14 protein-coding genes are annotated in these 19,630 nt (G+C 67.2%); 5 read left to right on the top strand and 9 right to left on the bottom strand.

The genetic code is table 11. The features are described from left to right. Positions 1-44 precede the first annotated feature (44 nt). From RI032_RS12005 to RI032_RS11980, 6 genes are all read right to left on the bottom strand, one after another. Positions 45-3,071 (bottom strand): autotransporter family protein, encoded by a 3,027-nt coding sequence (locus RI032_RS12005; RefSeq protein ID WP_322547046.1) that lies wholly within the window; start codon positions 3,069-3,071, stop codon positions 45-47. A gap of 317 nt (positions 3,072-3,388) precedes the next feature. After that, positions 3,389-4,456 (bottom strand): acyltransferase family protein, encoded by a 1,068-nt coding sequence (locus tag RI032_RS12000; RefSeq protein ID WP_322547045.1) that lies wholly within the window; start codon positions 4,454-4,456, stop codon positions 3,389-3,391. After that, positions 4,456-5,604 (bottom strand): N-acetylglucosamine-6-phosphate deacetylase, encoded by a 1,149-nt coding sequence (nagA, locus tag RI032_RS11995; RefSeq protein ID WP_322547044.1) that lies wholly within the window; start codon positions 5,602-5,604, stop codon positions 4,456-4,458. The genes RI032_RS12000 and nagA overlap by 1 nt, the downstream gene beginning before the upstream one ends. Then, on the bottom strand, positions 5,604-6,632 hold the full coding sequence (locus RI032_RS11990) for an SIS domain-containing protein (protein WP_019338836.1): 1,029 nt from the start codon (positions 6,630-6,632) through the stop codon (positions 5,604-5,606). The genes nagA and RI032_RS11990 overlap by 1 nt, the downstream gene beginning before the upstream one ends. A gap of 7 nt (positions 6,633-6,639) precedes the next feature. Continuing rightward, positions 6,640-7,707: a LacI family DNA-binding transcriptional regulator gene (locus RI032_RS11985; protein WP_006391719.1), complete on the bottom strand. Its 1,068-nt coding sequence runs from the start codon at positions 7,705-7,707 to the stop codon at positions 6,640-6,642. Between the two features lie 39 nt (positions 7,708-7,746). Continuing rightward, a complete protein-coding gene (locus RI032_RS11980) occupies positions 7,747-9,039 on the bottom strand; it encodes a sugar MFS transporter (RefSeq protein WP_322547043.1) in 1,293 nt (430 codons plus the stop codon). A 376-nt stretch (positions 9,040-9,415) separates the two neighbouring features. Between RI032_RS11980 and RI032_RS11975 the strand changes: the two genes are divergently transcribed. The 3 genes from RI032_RS11975 to RI032_RS11965 all read left to right on the top strand — a co-directional run bounded on the left by RI032_RS11975 (position 9,416) and on the right by RI032_RS11965 (position 15,753). Further along, positions 9,416-10,435: a glucokinase family protein gene (locus RI032_RS11975; RefSeq protein WP_010480946.1), complete on the top strand. Its 1,020-nt coding sequence runs from the start codon at positions 9,416-9,418 to the stop codon at positions 10,433-10,435. Positions 10,436-10,578: 143 nt separating this feature from the next. Next, complete coding sequence (locus tag RI032_RS11970; RefSeq protein ID WP_010480947.1) at positions 10,579-13,287, top strand: TonB-dependent receptor; 2,709 nt, start codon at positions 10,579-10,581, stop codon at positions 13,285-13,287. A gap of 111 nt (positions 13,288-13,398) precedes the next feature. Next, positions 13,399-15,753 (top strand): beta-N-acetylhexosaminidase, encoded by a 2,355-nt coding sequence (locus RI032_RS11965; protein WP_322547042.1) that lies wholly within the window; start codon positions 13,399-13,401, stop codon positions 15,751-15,753. Positions 15,754-15,877: 124 nt separating this feature from the next. On the opposite strand, the gene RI032_RS11960 is transcribed toward RI032_RS11965, so the two are convergent. Both RI032_RS11960 and RI032_RS11955 read right to left on the bottom strand, forming a co-directional pair. After that, positions 15,878-16,270 (bottom strand): VanZ family protein, encoded by a 393-nt coding sequence (locus tag RI032_RS11960; protein ID WP_010480949.1) that lies wholly within the window; start codon positions 16,268-16,270, stop codon positions 15,878-15,880. After that, positions 16,267-17,451 (bottom strand): class I SAM-dependent methyltransferase, encoded by a 1,185-nt coding sequence (locus RI032_RS11955; RefSeq protein ID WP_053443522.1) that lies wholly within the window; start codon positions 17,449-17,451, stop codon positions 16,267-16,269. The genes RI032_RS11960 and RI032_RS11955 overlap by 4 nt, the downstream gene beginning before the upstream one ends. Before the next feature lie 59 nt (positions 17,452-17,510). Between RI032_RS11955 and RI032_RS11950 the strand changes: the two genes are divergently transcribed. After that, positions 17,511-18,248: a pteridine reductase gene (locus RI032_RS11950; RefSeq protein ID WP_008265570.1), complete on the top strand. Its 738-nt coding sequence runs from the start codon at positions 17,511-17,513 to the stop codon at positions 18,246-18,248. Between the two features lie 60 nt (positions 18,249-18,308). On the opposite strand, the gene folK is transcribed toward RI032_RS11950, so the two are convergent. After that, positions 18,309-18,794, bottom strand: a complete 486-nt coding sequence (gene folK / locus RI032_RS11945; RefSeq protein WP_010480956.1) for a 2-amino-4-hydroxy-6-hydroxymethyldihydropteridine diphosphokinase — start codon at positions 18,792-18,794, stop codon at positions 18,309-18,311. A gap of 91 nt (positions 18,795-18,885) precedes the next feature. Between folK and RI032_RS11940 the strand changes: the two genes are divergently transcribed. After that, on the top strand, positions 18,886-19,626 hold the full coding sequence (locus tag RI032_RS11940; protein ID WP_010480959.1) for a proteasome-type protease: 741 nt from the start codon (positions 18,886-18,888) through the stop codon (positions 19,624-19,626). Positions 19,627-19,630: the final 4 nt, after the last annotated feature.

Genomic DNA, 19,630 nt, shown 5'->3' with positions numbered 1-19,630 from the left:
AGGTCGACACCCACCAGAACGAGTCATGACATCCGTACCGCGCGCTACCAGTCCGCGCGCAGGCCGATGTTGCCTTCGATGATGCGGCGCTTCTCGTTGCGGTCACCGCCCAGCTCGCGCGTGTAGTCGGCCACCGCGTACGCGCTGATGGTGCGATTGAAGCGCCCTACCACGCCGACACCGGCCTCCAGCGCGCGCGAGCGCTGCGAATTGACGATCACGTCGTCGTCGAAGCGGATGCGGTCTTCACCGGAGCGGCCATGCCAGTAATTGAGCTTGAAATACGGCTGCCAGCCGTTGTCGGCCAGCTGGTAATCGCCGGCCAGGCGCAGGCCGATGCGGCCAGTCCAGGCGTTGTCGTTGTCGAAACGCACGCTCGACACCTCATCGCGGCGGTCGTCCAGCGACGTGCGTTGCCAGATCACCTGTAGCTGCGGTTCCAGCCACCATGCGGACTGACCGAAGTGCAGCAGCGGTTTGCCGGCCTCCACCGACACGCTGGTGCCATCGCCGCTGATTCCGAAGCCGAGCCCACGCGAAGAACGCACGCGGCCGTCGTAGCGGCTCTGCATCGCTACGGCGTCGATATAGCCACCACTGCTGTCGGTGAGCGTCCAGTACAGGCCCACGTGCTTGTCGTCCAGGCGGTTCTGTCCCACCTGTACGTTCTCCCAGCCCAGTGCCAGGCCGGTGGTCTTGCCCTGCGCGCGGGTGCGGCCGACGAACACGCCGATCTGGTTGCGGTGGTTGTCGGAGGCAGCGGCCCATACGTCGAGACCGGCCTGCAGGCCCATCACATCGCCATCGAAGCCCGGCTGCGCATCACCCTTCCAATGGATCTCGCTGCTCTGACCCACCAAGCGGCCCCAGGCGGTGCGGAATGCGCCCTGGTTGTACAGCAGGCGCTGCTCGCCCTGCCGCTCGTGGAAGGTGCCGAGGCTGGCCAGCGAGGTCTCGCGCAGGAGCGGCGGCACCACGGCATAGGTGGCAGTCTCCACGCGGTACAGCGGCACCACTGCGCCCTCGGCGGGGCGTGCACCCGGCGTCGGCGGGGCACCGGTTCCGGGCAGCGCACCGCCGGCCACTGGCACGTCCGGCACGGCCGGATCGCTGGGTGGCGCCACTGGCGCGGGTTCCGGTGGCGGTGGTGGCGGCGCGGTCTCGCCCGCGGTCAGGTCCGGATCGGTGGCGCCTTCGGGCGGCGGCGGCGGTGCCGGGGTGATCGGCGGCGGTGGGGCCACTGGAGGCGTCAGCGGTGGCGGTGTCGCGCTGCCGCCACCGTTGGGTGCTGGCGTCGGCCCGGTCACCAGCGTCGAACGCAGGTACCAGTTCTCGGCGGTACCGGCACTGACACCGCCCTTGAACAGGTAGTACTCGTAGGCACCGGCCGCAACCGGTGCGAACAGCGAAAACGCACCCGGCGCGGTGCGGCCGCCATTCAAGGCCTGCACCACCAGGATGCCATCGGCCAGCGTGGCGGCGCCGCTGCCGCCGGCATTGAGCACGCCGATGCCGGTGGTCCCGGTGGCAGTACCGCCGTCGATCACCAGACGGTCGCTGGTGGAGTTGTCCGCGCCCAGCACGGTACGCAGGTACAGGCCACCACCGTCTCCGCGGTAGTTGCCACGCACGGTGAACACGTCGCCAGCGCCGGTACCTGTCAGGTCGATGCGCCCGGCATTGACCATCTCCACCAGTGCACCACTGTTGAATGGGCGGATGGCATGCCCCCCACTGCCCGCGTAGACGGTACTGGTGTCATCCACCATGAGCGTACCCGTGCCGGTTGCGCTGTCACCCAGCACCAGGTCGCCATCGAAGCTCAGCTCGGTGCTGTTGGCCAGGCTGATCGCTTCCCAGTTCTGGAAGCGGCCCACGCCCGCAGTCTTGACGTTGCTCAGGTTGAGCTGGTCGATGCCACTGCCACCGTCGAACAGCGGCACCGCACCGAGGTTGCCCTGGTTGAGGTTGCTGAGGTTGGCCACGTCGTTGTCCGGGCCCATGTCGATCGCGCCGTAGACGATGCCACCGCCATTCCAGTTGAAGGTGTCATTGCCGGTACTGAGCAGCACCTGCCCGCGCACGGTGCCGTCGGTGATGGTCACGCTGTCGTTGCCGCCGCTGACGCTGATGTTGCCGCCGATGTAGGCGGTACCCGAAATGATGATGGTATCGGTGTCGAAACCGGTCACCACATTGCCATCCACGGTGCCGCCGGACTGGTCCCACAGGTTCTTGTCCAGCTTCATGTTGACGCGGCCGATGCGGCCACCGGTCATCCAGGCCTGGTCGCCATCCTCGAACGCGCCGATGATGCGGCCACCGCTCATGCGGAAGGTATCGATGTTGTCGCCCTGCTGCAGCGCGCCGACCGTGCCGCCACTCATGACGAAATCATCGCGGCCGCTGCCCTGCGCTACCAGGCCGGTGACGGTGCCGCCGGTGACGGTCATCTGGTCATCGCCACTGCCCTGGTCGACGCTGTCGATCGTGCCATTGCTCAGCAGCAGCACGTCGTTGCCATCCCCTTGCAGGACACCGCCGCTGATGCTGCCGGCCTGCATTTCCAGGCGGTCGTTGCCTGCATCGAACTGTACGCCGGTACGCCCGCTGATCGTTCCGCGGTTGACCAGCACGCTGTCGCCCGCACCGACGAACTGCAGCGCGGTGTTGTTGCCGGTGCTGATGCTGCCCGCATTTTCGACGCGGCTGCCGCCACCGAGCTGGACCGCCACACCCCCCACCGAACTGATCGTGCCCAGGTTGGACAACAAGTGCCCACCAGCACCAACAAGCGAAATCGCGCTGCTGCCACCGCTCTGCTGCAGTTGTGCCGTGTTGGCCACATTGACGGTGATGCCGGCCGCGCCATTGGCGGTGATGGGAACGGCCTGCGGGTTCGGCGCGTTGGCATCGCAGGTGACCGTCTGGCCGGCGACGGGGGCGGTGCTGTCACAGCCGGCCCAGGCAACGCTGGCGGTCAACAGCATGACGGAAGGAACAGCCAGGGCGTGCAGTACGGAAACGGAGAGGCGGCGCATACGCAGTGCGCGCGGGACAGCAAGGGACATACAGCACTCCTGGAAAGGGATCAGGAACTGCGGACATGCGGTACTGCGAGCGCAGTCTGCGCCATGGTGAACGGTTTCGACAGGTGAATTTGCGTGCCGATCATCACAGCTCAGATGCGAACTTGATCGGGCATCACCCCACCTCTACGTGGCTGAAATCGTTCATCTTTGCGGCGGTCACAGGCCACGCTGAGAGCATCCACCCATGGCGTGGATCTACTGCCCCACCTGGTAGATCCACGCCATGCATGGATTGAGCCGCCGATACACCCGGTAGATCCACGCCATGCGTGGATGAGGTGCCCTCCAGGGAAAGGTCAGATCTTCAGATAGATCTTCCGCCGGTCCAGCCACCATGCCACGCCCCACCACAGCGCGACAAACACCAGCGCCTGCAGCATGGACGCCAGCTCCAGCGCCTGCGGCATTGCGGTGGCCAGCTGCTGCCAGACCCACCCCCAAACCCCGGTAGCCATCAGCACCACCGACATCACCGATGCGCCCAGATACGCCGTGATCGCATTGACGCCGAAGCGCCGGCCCAGCGCCGGCCAGCCCTTCTGGTCGATAAACAGGTGGCCCAGCCACAGCGCCAGCGCCGCCAGGCCACCGGTCCACAGCACGTAGCTGGGCGTCCACAGCTGTTTGTTCAACGGCAGCACTACCGCCAGCAGCAGGCCCAATACCGCAGTCGCCACACCCAGCCCGGCCAGCGCCGCGGCACGTCCGCTGCGCAGCAGGCCTCCGGCCAACAGCCCGAGCACGGTACTGGCCAGCGCGCCCAGCGTGCTCAGCAATCCTTCCGGGTCATGGCCCAGCCCGGCATCGGCGTGCCATTGATAGATCCACGGCGCGAACAACGCGGTATCCAGGCGGCTGGCCGGGTTGGTCCATGGCGCCAGGTCACCGATGCCCAGCAGCAACACGGTGTACCCCACCAGCAGCGCGACCAGAGCGCCCACCTGCACGCGCGGCCGCGCGTAGACCGCCAGCACGCCCACCAACGCCGCACACACCGCGATGCGTTGCAGCACGCCCCAGATGCGGAAGTGATGGGTATCCAACGCCCACCAGATCAGCAGGTGCAGCAGCGCACCTGCCAGCAGGATGCGCAGCGCGCGCTCCAGCACGCCGCGCGCCAGTGCAGGTCGTGCCGACACGTCCAGCGCGCGCGGCGCTACGCTGAACGCCATCGACACGCCCACCAGGAACAGGAAGAACGGGAACACCAGATCGGTGGGCGTGCAGCCATGCCATTCCGAATGGCGCAGAGGTGCGAACACCGCACTCCAGTCGCCCGGGTTGTTGACCAGCAGCATCGCCGCCACGGTCATGCCACGCAGGGCGTCGATCGAGCCCAGCCGGCGTGGCGGCGTCGCGTTCATCAGGCGGCCTCGTACTGTCCGGCAATCCAGGTGCCACGCACCTGCAGGGCATCATCCAGCAGCACCAGGTCGGCCTGGTAGCCCTCGGCGATGTGCCCCAGGCGGTCGTCGACGTTGAGGAACTGTGCCGGATAAGTCGAGGCCATGCGCGCGGCTTCGGCCAACGGCTGGCCGAGCAGCTGCACGGTGTTGCGCACGGCGGTGGCCATGTCCAGCGCCGAGCCGGCCAGCGAACCGGCGGCATTGCGCACCACGCCGTCGAGGGCGGTGATGGTTTCGCCATACAGCACGTAACTGGGATCGTCGGCGCCAACCGGCGGCATCGCATCGGTCACCAGCAGCAGGCGGCCGCGCGGCTTGGCCGCCAGCGCCACGCGCAGGCTGGCCGGATGCACATGCACGCCATCGACAATGATGCCGATCCAGCTGTCGCGGTCTTCCAGCGCAGCGCCCACCGCACCGGGCTCGCGGCCCTGCAGCGGCGACATCGCGTTGTACAGATGGGTGAAGCCACGCACCCCAGCATCCAGTCCGGCACGAATCTCTTCGTACGTGCCAGCAGTGTGGCCAGCAGCAACGATCACGCCACGTTCGACCAGCGCACGGATGGTCTCCAGCGGCACGCGTTCCGGCGCCAGTGTCAGCAGGGTCACGCCGTTGTCCAGCGAGGCGGCCAGCGCGATCTCTTCTTCGTCCGGCACGCGGAACTTGCTGGCATCGTGGGTGCCCTTGCGCGCCGGCGCGATGTACGGGCCTTCCAGGTGGATGCCGATCACGCCGGGCACGCCCTGAGCGATTGCTTCGCGCATCGCAGCGATTGCTTCGCGCATCACGTCCACATCGTCGCTGATCAGCGTCGGCAGCATCGCGGTGGTGCCGAAGCGCCGGTGCGCCCGCGCGATGGTGCGCAGCGAGGCGACATCGGGCGTGTTGTTGAACAGCGCGCCGCCGCCGCCATTGACCTGCACATCGATGAAGCCGGGCAGCAGCCAGCCGCCGTCCAGATCGATCTGCTCGGCCGCCTGGGCCAGCTGTGGTGCAGCGTCAGGCAGCAGCGCGCTGATGCGGCCGTCCTCGATCACCACGGCCAGATCGTCGCGGAACTCCTCGCCTGCCAGGATGCGGGCGTTGCGCAGGACCGTGGCCATCACACCGTCTCCGTAACCTTGTTCAGATGCGGCGGCAGATCCGGGTTGAAACCACGGCGCAGCGCCAGCGCGTTGATCGCGCGATAGAAGCTCTGCACGGTCAGCAGCGGGGCACACAGCGGATGCGGTGCGGCCGCCACCGGCAGGTTGCCACCGGCACCGGCCATCCACACCTGTGCACCGCGCGCGGTGAATTCTTCGACGACAGCACGGGTACCGGCGCCGGTCTCGTCGGGTTGGGCAAAGGCCAGCACCGGGAAACCACGGTCAACCAGCGCCATCGGGCCATGCTTCACTTCAGCCGAGCTGTAGGCTTCGGCATGCAGGCTGCAGGTTTCCTTGAACTTCAGTGCAGCCTCCTGGGCCGCGCCCAGGCCCAGGCCACGGCCGAGCACGAACAGGTTGGTCGCCTCGACCAGGCCTTCGGTCACCGCACTCCAGTCGCACTGCCAGGCCTCGCGCATCGCGTCCGGCAGCAGGTCCAGTGCGGCGCGAAGGCTGCTGTCCTGCTTCCAGTACGCAGCCAGCTGCAGCAGTGCGGCCAGCGACGCCAGGTAGCTCTTGGTCGCCGCCACGCTCTTTTCGGCACCGGCATGCAGCGGAATGACCGTATCGGCCAGCAGCGCCAGCGGCGAATCCTCGACGTTGACCAGCGCGATCACGCGCGCACCGGCGGCCTTGGCGGCCTCGGCGTTGCGCAGCAGGTCCGGGCTCTTGCCCGACTGCGAGATGACGATGAACAGTGCGCCGCGCAGCTGCAGGGGTGCGGCATAGACCGACCCCACCGACGGCGAGGCCGATGCGACCACCAGGCCCAGCTGGGTTTCCAGCAGGTACTTGCCATAGGTGGCGGCATGATCGGAACTGCCGCGTGCGCAGGTGACCACGAACGGGGGCGGCGCAGCACGCAGGCTGGCGGCCAGGGATTCCAGGGTGGCGTGGTTGCGCGAGAACTGGCGGGCAACCACGTCAGCCGCTTCAGCGGCCTCGGCGAACATCAGGGTGGACGTGGGGTCTGACAGCGACATGGCAGGCTCAGGCAGGATCGGAAGGAAGGGGGCGTGCGCCGGCCGGGCGCATCGGCGCGGTCGAACCGCGCACCACCAGCTGCGGCACGAAGCCCTGGTTGTGCAGCGGTGCCGGCGCATCGTCGTAGGCGTCGCTGCGCAGCTGCGCGATCAGCAGGCGCGCGGCATGGCGGGCGATGTCCTCGGTGGCCTGCTTGGCGGTGGTCAGCGGCGGCCACGACTGGCGCGAGAACGGGCTGTCCTCGAAGCCGGCAATGGACAGGTCGTAGGGCACGTTCATGCCGGCCGACTTGGCGGCGGCCAGCACGCCGGCAGCGATTTCGTCGTTGGAACCGAAGATGGCGGTGGGCGGCTCGCGCAGCGCCAGCAGGCGGCGCGCGCCGCGGAAACCATCGTCGAAGGTGTAGTCGCCCTGCACCACCAGATGCTTGTCCACGGTCATGCCGTAGTCCTTCAGCGCGGCTTCGTAACCGGCATAGCGTTCGCCCGAGGAGCGGTGCGAGATGCCGCCCCAGAGGAAGCCGATGCGCTGGTGGCCCAGCTGGATCAGGTGCTCGGTGATTTCGTAGGCCGCCTCGCGGTCGTCGACGAACACGCAGGCACCGTCGGCGGGGTCTTCGGTGGCGGCGATGATCCGCACCAGCTTGATGCCGCGCGCAGTCAGCGCCTGGATCAGGTCGCGGCGCTCGGACATCGGCGCGGTCAGCACCAGCCCGGCCAGCCGCGAACGCTGCACCCAGTCGGCCAGCTCATCGGCCAATAGCGGCGAGCTGGAATCGCAGGGGTGGATCTGGAGGCCGAAACCGGTCTCGCGGCAGGCGGCCAGCACGCCGTTCTGCACGCCGATGATGTGGTACGGGTTCGGGTTGTCGTAGACCAGCCCGATCACGAAGGTGGTGCCGCTGCGCAGGTTGCGCGCCGACGGATCGGGCTCGTAATCGAGTTCAGCAATGGCACGCAGCACCCGCGCACGGGTGGCCTGCATCACCGAAGGCTCGTTGTTGATCACCCGCGAGACCGTTTTCAGCGAGACCTTGGCCTTCTCCGCAACGTCCTTGATGGTCGCTCTGCGCATGGGTTTTCCCTGGGGTTGGCTGCCGTCCATCATCGCCGATCAGGCCTTGTCCTGCGGCAGGCCGGCACGATGGCCGATCACCGAGTAGAACAGGATGTACAGGTAGCACGGCACCATCAGCAGCACGAACACCAGCTGGAAGTCGATGTGCTGCTTGAGCACGGCGAACAGCTGCGGAATGATCGCGCCGCCGGCGATGCCCATCACCAGCAGGGCCGAGCCGGTCTCGGTGAAGCGGCCCAGGCCGCGGATCGCCAGCGGGAAGATGGCCGGCCACATCATGGCGTTGGCAAAGCCCAGCAGCGCCACGAAGGCCACCGAGACGTAGCCGTGCGTAGCCCAGGCGCCCAGGCAGAACACCACGCCCATCACTGCCGAAATGGTCAGGTAGCGCGACTGCGAGACCAGGCCAGGGATCGCCAGCAGGCCGACCACGTAGCCGGCCAACATCGCACCCAGCGTCAGCGAGGTGAACATCTTGGTCTGGTCCAGCGGCAAGCCGAAACCGTGGCCGTAGGTGCCGATCGCATCACCGGCCATGACTTCCACGCCTACGTACACGAACAGGCACAGCACGCCCAGCCACAGATGCGGGAACTGGAAGATGCTGCGGCGCTCGGCCGTTCCCGGTGCCCCTGACGGCGTTGCATTGGCTACGGAGGACTTGATCTCCGGCAGCGGCGAGAACAGCACGGCCACCGCCAGCACCACCAGCAGCGCGGCCATCGCCAGGTACGGCGCATGGATCTTGGCGGCGAATTCGTTGAGCAGCGCGACCTTGGTGACCGCGTCGGCGGCCTGCACCTGCTTGTCCAGGTCGCCGATGCCATGCAGCACCAGGGTGCCGATCAGCACCGGTGCGAGCATGCCGGCGATCTTGTTGCAGATGCCCATCAGCGCGATGCGGCGTGCCGCAGTTTCAATCGGGCCGAGGATGGAGATGTAGGGGTTGATCGCGGTCTGCAGCAGCGCCAGGCCGCTGCCGATCACGAACAGGCCGCCGAGCGCGCCCGGGTACCAGCGCTGGGTGGCGAATTCACCGAAGAGTGCCGCGCCGCCGGCCATCACCAGCAGGCTCAGGCTGAGGCCCTTCTTCATGCCGGTGCGGCGCAGGATCCAGGACGCTGGCAGGGCCAGGAAGAAATAGGACAGGTAGAACACCATCAGCACCAGGAAGGCGCCGACCTCGCTGAGTTCGAAGGCCAACTTGACGAAGGTGATCAGCGGGCCGTTGAGCCAGGTAAAGAAGCCGATCAGGAAGAACAACACGCCAACGATGGCGATGGAGGTGGCCACGTTCGGGCGCGCGCTTGCAGCGGGGACGGCGGACATCAGGAGGGCTCCTGCGGCGACGGCCGCAGAACGCGGCGTCGGAGAGTGGCTGGGAACAACGTTGTCACATTCTTTCGATGGACAGCTGCGGTTTGTCAACTTCCACACGCAGCCCTGTGAACCTCGTGCTGCACTGCGCAACCTGATCGCAACGCATCGTGCTGAATGCGCCGGAGACCTTGGCCCATGTGCGGCAACGGTTCCAACGTGAAACCCGCACTCACGCCATGTAAACGTTTACTGCATGTCGCATTCGTTGCGATGCAGCAACGAAAGTGTCACGAACTCGTTGACATCGTTGTCAGCGGGGTTACAGACTCCGCCCCAATCGCCGCCCCCGATCCCGGGGCCGGCCCCACCTGCAGCAGGAGCCCGCGTGACCGCCAGCCACCCCGCCCCGGCCCATGTCCTGTCCCGAGTCGCGCCCTCGTTCCTGGCCGCCGACGTCGGTGGCACCCATGTGCGCGTGGCCCGGGTCCAGGCCAGCGGTGACGCCGCCCACCCGGTGCAGGTGTTGGAGTACCGCAAGTACCGCAATGCCGACCATGCCGGCCTCAGCGCGATCCTGTCCGACTTCCTCGGCGAAGGCCCGCGGCCCACGCACTGCGTGGTCGCCAGCGCCGGCTATGCCCGCGAGGACGGCACGGTGATCACCGCCAACCTGCCGTGGCCGCTGTCGGCGCGCCAGGTGGAGGCCGACGTCGGCCTGCAGCGCGTCTACATCGTCAACGACTTCGAAGCGGTGGCCTATGCCGCCGCGCAGGTGGACGCCAGCGGCGTGCTGCACCTGTGCGGGCCGGACACCGCCACGCGCGGTCCGACCCTGGTGGTCGGCCCCGGTACCGGCCTCGGTGCAGCACTGTGGATTCCCACCGCGCACGGCCCGGTGGTGCTTCCCACCGAAGCCGGCCAGCCGACCCTGGCCGCCAGCACCGAACTGGAAATGGCCATCGTCCGCCACATGCAGCGCGACCGCGCCCATGTATCGATCGAACATGCGATCTCCGGCCCGGGCCTGATGAACCTGTACCGCGCGGTGTGTGCGCTGCAGGGGCAGGCACCGACGCTGGCCAGCCCCGATGCGGTCACCGCCGCCGCCATGGCCGATACCGATGCACGCGCGCGCCAGGCGCTGGATGTGTTCTGCGGCCTGCTCGGCAGCACCATCGGCGACATGGCCCTGTTCTACGGCGCCCACGGTGGCGTCTACCTGGCCGGCGGCATCCTGCCGCAGATCCGCGAATACCTGCACGCCAGCACCTTCGTCGAACGCTACCTGCAGAAGGGGCCGATGGGCGAAGCACTGGCACGCATCCCGGTGAAGGTCGTCGAACACGGCCAGCTGGGCGTGGTCGGCGCTGCAAGCTGGTACCTGCAGCAGCAGTCGGCCGCCTGACACCGCAACAGGCTTCAACGCAATCGCAGCACGCAGTACGTGGCACGCCAACGCACGGGACTTCGCCGCCGCCCCGCGCATGTCATCGCAACCGTAACCGAACACCGCCGCCGGCATCCAATCGAGTGATGAGGAGAGACATCATGAACACCCGCAAGACCCTGCTTTCGGCCGCCATCGTCAGCTGCATCGCCTTCAGTGCGCACGCGCAGCAGGCCGCCCAGACCGCCACCGACCTGGATACCGTGCAGGTCACCGGCATCCGTGGTTCGATGGAAAAGTCGCTGGATACCAAGCGCGAAGCCAATGCCCGCGTGGAAGTGGTCACCGCCGAAGACGTGGGCAAGCTGCCCGCGCACAACGTCGCCGATACGCTGCAGCGCCTGCCGGGCGTGAACATCAGCTCGTCCAGCGCCGACGAAGGCGGCTTCGACGAAGCCGACCGTGTCAGCCTGCGCGGTACCAGCCCGAGCCTGACCCAGACCCTGATCAACGGCCACACCGTCGGCACCGCCGACTGGTTCGTGCTCAGCCAGGGCAACAACGTCGGCCGCAGCGTCAGCTACTCGTTGCTGCCGTCGGAACTGGTGCGCTCGGTGGAAGTGAACAAGTCCTCGCAGGCCAAGCTGCAGGACGGCGGCACCACCGGTACCGTCAACATCCTCACCCGCAAGCCGCTGGAATTCTCCAAGCAGCTCACTGCGGAAGGCTCCATCGGCATGGTGCGTTCGGACCAGGCCAAGTCCAACGACCCGCAGCTGTCGGCACTGTTCAACTACAAGAACGACGAAGGCAACTTCGGCGTGATGGTGCAGGCCTTCAGCCAGAAGCGCGAGCTGCGCCGCGAAGCGCAGGAAATCCCGGGCGGCTTCTTCCAGATCGATCCGAATGGCACCGTGGCCAAGTCCAACCCGGACCTGGCCGGCGTGTACGCGCCGGGCCTGCTCGGCTCGACCCTGTTTGAACAGACCCGCGAGCGCAAGGGCGGCCTGGTGTCGCTGCAGTTCAAGCCGATGGACAACCTGACCCTCGGCCTGGAAGGCTTCAGCTCGGAACTGAAGGCGAACAACTACAACCGCAACTTCATGCTGTGGGGCGGCCGCATCCTCAACGACCGTACCGTTGAAGATGCCAATGGCAACAAGATCCTGATTCCGGGCCAGGCCCCGAATCCGGGTTACGTCGTCAAGGATGGCGTGCTGTCCAACGCCACCTTCGCCGGCCAGGCCGACCGCGACTACGCGGTGTACGACATGATCTACCGCGAGTCGAAGGCCAAGACCAACTACATCACCTTCGATGCCGACTGGCAGATCAGCGACAACCTGGGCATGAAGTTCCAGGCTGGCAGCACCAAGGGCACCGGCGAAACGCCGCGCCAGTACATCGCCGAAGTCAACCTGGCCCGTGGTGGCGGCGCCACCTGGGCAACCCACGGCAACGGCTCGCCGATCGACTGGAACGTCGGTGGCAACATCGGCCCGAGCGGCGTGACCGACTTCGGCACCTGGGGCAACCAGCAGGTCACCGCGATCGACAAGGAAAAGTGGGCCACGCTCGATTTCAACCAGTACTTCGCCGACGCTGGCGTACTGAACTCGATCGATTTCGGCGCCCGCTTCGGCGACCACAAGCGCGAGGCCAAGTCGCCGGAAGGCGCAACCCCGGGCGCGATCTGGAATGCGCTGAAGAACGGCGCTACCGCCAACTTCCCCGGCGGCTTTGCCAACGGCATCGGTGGCAGCTTCCCGCGTGACCTGTGGTACTTCACCCCGGGTGCGCTGAAGGAAGCGGTGACCAACAACTCCACTTGGCTGTCCGGCAATGACGGCCCGACCGGCCGCCACAACTACGGCGCCGAGTGGAAGGTGTCCGAGAAGAACTTCGCCGCGTACGTACAGGGCAACTTCAGCGGCGACCGCTGGAGCGGCAACGTCGGCCTGCGCTACGTCAACATCAAGCAGGATATCGATACCTACGCCGCCGCCACCGGCTCGACCGTGCCGGACGTGAGCAGCCTGTTCGGCGCGTGGACCCGCGAAGCTTTCGAGAACAAGCACAACCGCGTGCTGCCGAGCGCCAACTTCAAGTACGACCTGCGCGACGACCTGGTGCTGCGCGTGGCCGCCTCGCAGACCCAGACCCTGCCGGACTTCTCGGCACTGGGTGCCTCGTCCTACGGTTCGGACCTGAACCGGACTGGCGGTGGCGGCAATCCGAAGCTGAAGCCGGTGGTGTCGACCAACTTCGATGCCAACCTGGAGTGGTACTTCATGCCGCGCGGCATGTTGTCGATCGGTGCCTACTCGATGCGCCTGAAGGACTACGTGGCCTTCAGCACCGAAAAGGAGATGCTGTTCAGCGAGCTGACCAACCGTCTCGAGGAATACAACATCTCCCGCCCGCGCAATGCCGACGGCAAGGTCCGCGGTATCGAAGTGGCCTATGAGCAGCCGATCGGCGAGTACTTCGGTGTCAATGCCAACTACACCTACGCCGATGGCAGCACCGACCACACCTGGGCCGACGGCAGCGACAACCTGCTGGGCACTTCGAAGAACACCTACAACGTCGGTGCCTACTTCGAGAACGATACCTTCGGTGCACGCGTCAGCTACACCCGCCGTTCGTCGTTCCTGATCGGCCTGTCCGGCGCCAACCCGTACTACCAGGATGACTTCGGCACCCTGTCGGCGTCGCTGAGCTACAAGGCCACCGACTGGCTGAGCATCAGCTTCGATGCGCTCAACCTCAACAACCCGACCTACAAGTACTACCAGACCGCGGCGATCCCGACCTCGTTCTACAGCAACGGTCGCCAGTACTACCTCAACTTCCGCTTCAAGTACTGATCCAGCGGCAGCAACATCGCCGAGTCGTGCACGCACGCCGGGCCTGGGTCATTCCGGGCCCGGCGTTTTTCATGTATAGCGTTCATCGCACCGTTCCAAGGAGTCGTACCGATGGTCAAGCCTTCCCGCGCCCGGATGCGCAGCGCAGTGCTGCTGGGCAGCCTGCTCGCCCTGTTGCCGGCGCTGCCGGCACTTGCCGCCGACCCCACGCCTGCCGCTGAAGCACCCGGCCCGCAGCTGCGCGCCGGCAGCCTGATGCTGATTCCCGCCCCGGCCACCGTGCAGCGCGGCCAGGGCAGCGGCATCACCGTGCGCGCCGATACCGTGCTGCAGGCCGAAGGCGAAGCCGCGCAGCGCGTCGCCAACCAGTTCGCCGACCTGCTGGCCCGCAGCGGTGGCCCGCGCCTGGCACTGGCCAAGGGCAAAGCCAGCGCCAAGGCCGGCAGCATCCGCTTCCAGATCGTGCCCACCTTCCGCGACAGCGGCGAGGGCTACACGCTGGAAAGCACCGCACAGGGCGTGCTGGTGCAGGCTGGCAACGAAACCGGCCTGTTCTACGGCGCGACCACCCTCGCCCAGCTCGCCACCGGCGGCAGCAACCGCGTGCTGCCCGCAGTGCAGATCCAGGACGCGCCGCGCTTCAGCTGGCGCGGCTTCATGCTCGACTCCGCCCGTCACTTCCAGAGCCTGGACGAGATCAAGCACGTGCTCGACGCGATGGCCGCGCACAAGCTCAACACCTTCCACTGGCACCTGACCGACGACCAGGGCTGGCGCATGGAGATCAAGCGCTACCCGAAGCTGACCGACGTGGGCAGCTGCCGCCTGCCGGCCGGTGACGGCGGCATCGATCCGGTCAGCGGCCAGGAGCATCCGTACTGCGGCTTCTACACCCAGGAGCAGATCCGCGAAGTGATCGCCTATGCCGCGAAGCTGCATATCCAGGTGATTCCGGAAATCGATGTACCGGGCCACGCGACTGCTGCGATTGCCGCGTATCCGGAGCTGGGCACCATCGATACGCCGCTGAAGCCGATCAGCGAATGGGGCGTGTTCCCGAACCTGTTCAACGTGGAGGACAGCACCGTCACCTTCCTCGAGAACGTGCTGGAAGAAGTGATCGCGCTGTTCCCGGCCAGGTACGTGCACGTCGGTGGCGACGAGGCGGTGAAGGACCAGTGGGAAGCATCCAAGCGGGTGCAGCAGCGCATGCGTGCGCTGGGCATCAAGAATGAAATGGCCATGCAGAGCCACATCATCAAGCGCCTGGAAACCTTCCTGGAGGAACACGACCGGCGCCTGATCGGCTGGGACGAAATCCTCGAAGGCGGATTGCCGCCGCAGGCCACAGTGATGTCGTGGCAGGGCACCGAAGGCGGCCTGGCTGCGGCCAGCGCCGGCCATGACGTGATCATGTCGCCGGTCGGCTACCTGTACCTGGATTACCTGCAGACGGCCTCGCCAAATGAACCGCCGGGCCGTCCGACCCAGGTCAACCTCGGCAAGCTCTACAACTTCGAGCCGGTGCCGGCCGAGCTGGCCGCCGACAAGCGTGGGCACATCCTGGGCCTGCAGGCCAACATGTTCACCGAGCACACGCGCAGCTATGCACGCCTGCAGCACAACCTGTTCCCGCGCCTGGCCGCGGTGGCCGAGACCGGCTGGAGCACGCCGGAGCATCGCGACTTCCGCGATTTCCTCGCGCGCCTGCCCTCCCAACTGCAGCGCTACCGTGCCTGGGGCCTGGCCTATGCGCAGACCCCGTTCGAAGTGGGCGTGGACTACACCGACAACCGCGCGGCCGGCACAGTGACCGTGTCGCTGGCCAATCCGCTGGGTTATGAAGTGCGCTACAGCACCGATGGCCAACCGGTGACCGCGCAGTCGCCGCTGTACCAGCGGCCGCTGACCGGGAAACTGCCGACCACCGTGCAGGCGGCGGCGTTCTACCAGGGGCAGATGCTGGCCGCGAAGCCGACCATCGCCGCATTCACCGTGCAGTCGCTGCTCAGCCGCCGCAGCGATGAGCTGCTCAGCTGCGTGGGCACGAAGGGCCTGGTATTGCGCCTGGAAGACGATGGCCCGCGTGAGGGAACGCGTGCGGTGTTCAACGTGGACATCTTCCAGCCGTGCTGGCGCTGGCCGCAGGCGCAGCTGGACGGCATCGGCAACGTGGAAGTGCGTGCGGGGCGTATTCCGTACTACTTCCAGCTGGCCCACGACGAGCCGAAGCGCCGCTTCGAAAAGGCCCGGAGCGCACACGGTGAAATGCTGATCCGCCGCGGTGATTGCACGGGCAAGGTGCTGGCTCAGGTGCCGCTGCCGGCGCAGACCGATGCCGACGGCTTCGTGACCCTGCGCGCGGCGCTGCCGAAGGGCACCGCTGGCAACGGCGATCTGTGCATCAACTTCACCGGCGACACGCGCCCGGCGATGTGGGTGCTGGATGAGGTCACGCTCAGGTAGGTGCCAACCTTGGTTGCGCTTTGCGGCCGGATCCACGCATCGCGTGGATCTACTGTAGAGCCGGGCCCATGCTCGGCTGCTTTTCAACCGGAAAGCCGAGCATGGGCTCGGCTCTACAGGAACCTCACCCGCGCCAGCGCAGCAGCAGGTCGCGCAGCGGGGTCAGTGCGGTGGCCATGCCGGCGAGCACACCGATCGTGTTGGCGATGGCATCCATCGGGTCGGCCATGCGGTTGCTGGTCAGCGCGCCCTGCGCGAACTCGATGCCGATGCCCATCAGCACCAGGCCCACGCCCACCCACAGCAGCGGGCGGCCCCGACGGAACAGCTGCACCGCGCTGCCTGCCAGGATGAAATAGGCGAGGAAGTGTTCGCCCTTGTCGCTGTTTTCCGGCAACGGAATCGGCGGTGGCGGGATCAGGCAGACCACAATCACCAGCAGCACGGCCAAACCCCACAGCACGGCCCACAACCGCGGCCGCCGCAGTGGCTTGATCACCGGCAACACCTCGCTCACAGGCGCCAGCTCAGGTCACCCAGTTCGAAGGCCGGTTCGAAATCGACGCCACGCTGCAGGCCGATGGCCTGGAAGCGCTCGCCCATCTCGGTCGGCAGGGTCAGCTTCTTCACCTGGTCGCGCAACTGGATGCGGCCGACCTCGTCGGTGCGTTCCTCGGCCAGCAGCAGCACCTGGTCCAGGCCATTACCGAGCAGGAAGCTGGCCTGGCTGCAGTAGCCGGCCAGCTCGAAACCGCCGTGCATGCCGGCCTCGGCCATCGCGGTGAAATCCACCGACGCCGTAATGTCCTGCAGGCCCGGCCAGCGGTGCACGTCGTTGTGCACGTGGTGGCGGTAGAACGCGCGCACGGTGCCATCGTCGCGGTCGGGCTGGTAGAACTCGCCGCGGTTGTAACCGTAGTCGACGAACAGCATCGCGCCACGCTGCAGGCCGCCGGCCACCGCCTGCAGCCAGTACGGCAGCTGCGGCAGCACCTCGGAGCGGTAGCCTTCGGCGAAGGGCTTTTCCAGGTAGCGCTCGATGTGGCGCACCGCACCGTTGAGCAGAATATCGGCCGGCTGCGCACCACGGATGAAGTTGCCTTCGGCATCCAGCTCGACGGTTTCCTCATAGACCTCGCCATCGCGGATCAGGAAGCGCGGCGTCGGCAGCGCGTCGATCACCTCGTTGGCGAACACCACGCCTTCCCAGTCCTCTTCGAACGGGCGGTCGACCCAGTCCACGCGCGCGGCCAGCTCGGCCGGCAGGTTCTGCTGCAGGCGCTGCTGCTGTCGCTCGCGCAGGTCGGCGCTGGGTTCGAGGATGGCATAGCGCGACGGCAGCGCGTCCAGTTCGGCCAGGCGCAGCAGCACGGCCTCGGCAAAGGCGCCGGTACCGCCGCCCAGTTCCAGCATCCGCGCCTGTGCACCCAGCTGCGCGAACACCGGCGCCAGCGCATTGGCCACGCTGCCGGCGAACAGGCTGCCAAGCTCGGGCGCGGTGGTGAAGTCACCACTGCCACCGAACTTGCTGGCGCCGGCACTGTAGTAACCCCAGCCAGGGGTATACAGGCACAGTTCCATGAAGCGCGAGAAGGGCATCGCCCCGCCCTGGGCAAGGATCTCGGCGCGCAGGGCGGCGGCCAGCTGGTCGCTGTGGGCCAGGGCATCGGCTTCGGGCAGGGGGAAGGTGGGCTGCATGGCGTCTTCGAATGCGGTGACAATGGTGCACAGGATAGCCGAGCCTTGGAGGACCCTCGATGAGCGACACCCACCCCGTGGTCCTGATCACCGGCAGCGCGCGCCGGATCGGTGCGGCCATCGCCCGCCAGTTCCACGCCTGTGGCTGGTCGGTGGTGCTGCACGCCAACACCTCCAGCGCCGAGCTGCAGCAGGCCGCGTTCGATTTCGACAACGTGCGCCCAGGCAGCGTGCTGGCCCTGCAGGCCGACCTGCGTGACGCCGACGCCCTGCCCGACCTGGTGGAACAGGCCGTCACCCACTTCGGCCGCCTGGACGCGCTGGTCAACAATGCCTCCAACTTCTTCCCCACCCCGCTCGGTCAGGTCACCGCCGAGGCAATGGACGAGCTGTATGCGGTCAACGCGCGCGCGCCGCTGCTGCTGTCACAGGCGGCGGCGCCCTACCTGCGCCGCCAGCAGGGCTGCATCGTCAACCTGACCGACCTGCACGGCACCGACCCGATGCGGGACCACATCGCCTACACGATGGCCAAGGCCGCGCTGGAGATGGCCACCCGCTCGCTGGCGCTGGAGCTGGCGCCGAAGGTGCGGGTCAATGCGGTGGCGCCCGGCGCGATCCTGTGGCCGGAACAGGGCAAGGACGATTTCGCCCGCGAGGCGCTGCTGGCGCGCACGCCGCTGGCGCGGATCGGCACGGTCGAGGAGATTGCCGAAGCGGTGTACTGGCTGGTGGCCGAAGCCAGCTTCGTCACCGGCCACACCCTGCGCGTGGATGGCGGGCGCACGGTCAGTTGAAGCGTTGCCGGCCAGCGACCGGCACTACCGGTAGTGCCGGCCGCTGGCCGGCGACCTCCCTCATTCCAGGTCGACCACCTCGAACGCTTCGCCAAACTGCGTGTGCGCACGCCACAGCGTGGCCAGGTCCAATCCGCTGACCGGGTCGATGAAGTCCGGGGCGATGTCGGCCAGCGGCTTCAGCACGAAGGCATGCTTCAGCTCCGGGCGCGGGATGCGCAGGTGGCCGGGGCCTTCCACCACCAGGTCACCGTAGAACACCACGTCGATGTCCAGGGTCCGGTCGGAGAAGCGCGGCCCGCTGCGGTCGCGGCCGTGCGCGTCTTCCAGCGCGTGCAGCCAGTCGTCCAGTTCCTGGAGGGGCAGGTCGGTGTCGATCGCCACGGCGTTGTTGAGGAAGGCCGGGCCGTCGAAGCCGACCGCGGCAGTACGGTAGGCCGGCGACACCCGCAGCGCGCCGAAGCGCTCGCGCAGGGCCGTCACCGCGGCGTGGAGGTAGCGGCGGGGCTGGACGTTGCTGCCCAAGCTCAGGAGCACGGTGGTCATGCGGTTCAGGTGACGGCACTTGGGGGGCGTGGACATGCCGTCGTCACGGCGGCCTGCCTACAATCCGGGACGCACATGATAGGGCACCGACATGACCTATTGCGTTGGAATCGAGGTGGACGAGGGCCTGGTCTTCGCTGCCGACACCCGGACCAATGCCTCGCTGGACGATGTGCGCGTGCACCGCAAGCTGCACGTGTTCGAGTACCCCGGCCAGGCAGCCTACGTGCTGATGGCGGCTGGCAACCTGGCCACCACCCAGCTGCTGGTGTCGCGCCTGGGGCGCGACGCCAGTGAACGACGCACGCCCAACCTGCACGACATGACCCACCTGTTCGAGGCTGCCGAGTACGTCGGCCAGCTGCTGGTGGACAGCCAGGTGCACAGCAGCCACAGCGAACATGGCCACGATGGGGTCAACACCCAGGCCACGCTGATCTTCGGCGGCCAGATCGCTGGCGAGCGGCCCGGTCTGTACATGATCTACCCGCTCGGCAACGCCATCGCCGCCTCGCCGGAGACGCCCTACCTGCAGATCGGTGAGTCCAAGTATGGCAAGCCGATCCTCGACCGCATTCTCAGCCCGGCCACCCGCCTGGAAGACGCGGCGCGCACGGCGATCGTCTCGCTGGACTCCACCATCCGTTCCAACCTGTCGGTGGGCCTGCCGATCGATCTTGCGCTGCTGCGCGACGGCGAGCTGCGCATCGGCCAGCAGCTGCGGCTGGGCGCGGATTCGGCGTTGTATGCCGACATCCATCAGAACTGGTCGCGGCGGCTGGAACAGGCGGTGGACGCCCTGCCGCGGTTCCCCTGGGAAACCATCCTGTAGAGCC

Origin of the sequence: Stenotrophomonas geniculata, from assembly GCF_034508895.1 — a bacterium.
Classification (GTDB): domain Bacteria; phylum Pseudomonadota; class Gammaproteobacteria; order Xanthomonadales; family Xanthomonadaceae; genus Stenotrophomonas; species Stenotrophomonas geniculata.
This window is presented reverse-complemented; position numbering and strand designations above follow the sequence as displayed.

Coding starts and splice junctions, on each gene's coding strand:
- RI032_RS12005 (WP_322547046.1), bottom strand. CDS start 3,071: ATGTCCCTTGCTGTCCCGCGCGCACTGCGTATGCGCCGCCTCTCCGTT.
- RI032_RS12000 (WP_322547045.1), bottom strand. CDS start 4,456: ATGAACGCGACGCCGCCACGCCGGCTGGGCTCGATCGACGCCCTGCGT.
- nagA (WP_322547044.1), bottom strand. CDS start 5,604: ATGGCCACGGTCCTGCGCAACGCCCGCATCCTGGCAGGCGAGGAGTTC.
- RI032_RS11990 (WP_019338836.1), bottom strand. CDS start 6,632: ATGTCGCTGTCAGACCCCACGTCCACCCTGATGTTCGCCGAGGCCGCT.
- RI032_RS11985 (WP_006391719.1), bottom strand. CDS start 7,707: ATGCGCAGAGCGACCATCAAGGACGTTGCGGAGAAGGCCAAGGTCTCG.
- RI032_RS11980 (WP_322547043.1), bottom strand. CDS start 9,039: ATGTCCGCCGTCCCCGCTGCAAGCGCGCGCCCGAACGTGGCCACCTCC.
- RI032_RS11970 (WP_010480947.1), top strand. CDS start 10,579: ATGAACACCCGCAAGACCCTGCTTTCGGCCGCCATCGTCAGCTGCATC.
- RI032_RS11965 (WP_322547042.1), top strand. CDS start 13,399: ATGGTCAAGCCTTCCCGCGCCCGGATGCGCAGCGCAGTGCTGCTGGGC.
- RI032_RS11955 (WP_053443522.1), bottom strand. CDS start 17,451: ATGCAGCCCACCTTCCCCCTGCCCGAAGCCGATGCCCTGGCCCACAGC.
- RI032_RS11950 (WP_008265570.1), top strand. CDS start 17,511: ATGAGCGACACCCACCCCGTGGTCCTGATCACCGGCAGCGCGCGCCGG.
- folK (WP_010480956.1), bottom strand. CDS start 18,794: ATGACCACCGTGCTCCTGAGCTTGGGCAGCAACGTCCAGCCCCGCCGC.
- RI032_RS11940 (WP_010480959.1), top strand. CDS start 18,886: ATGACCTATTGCGTTGGAATCGAGGTGGACGAGGGCCTGGTCTTCGCT.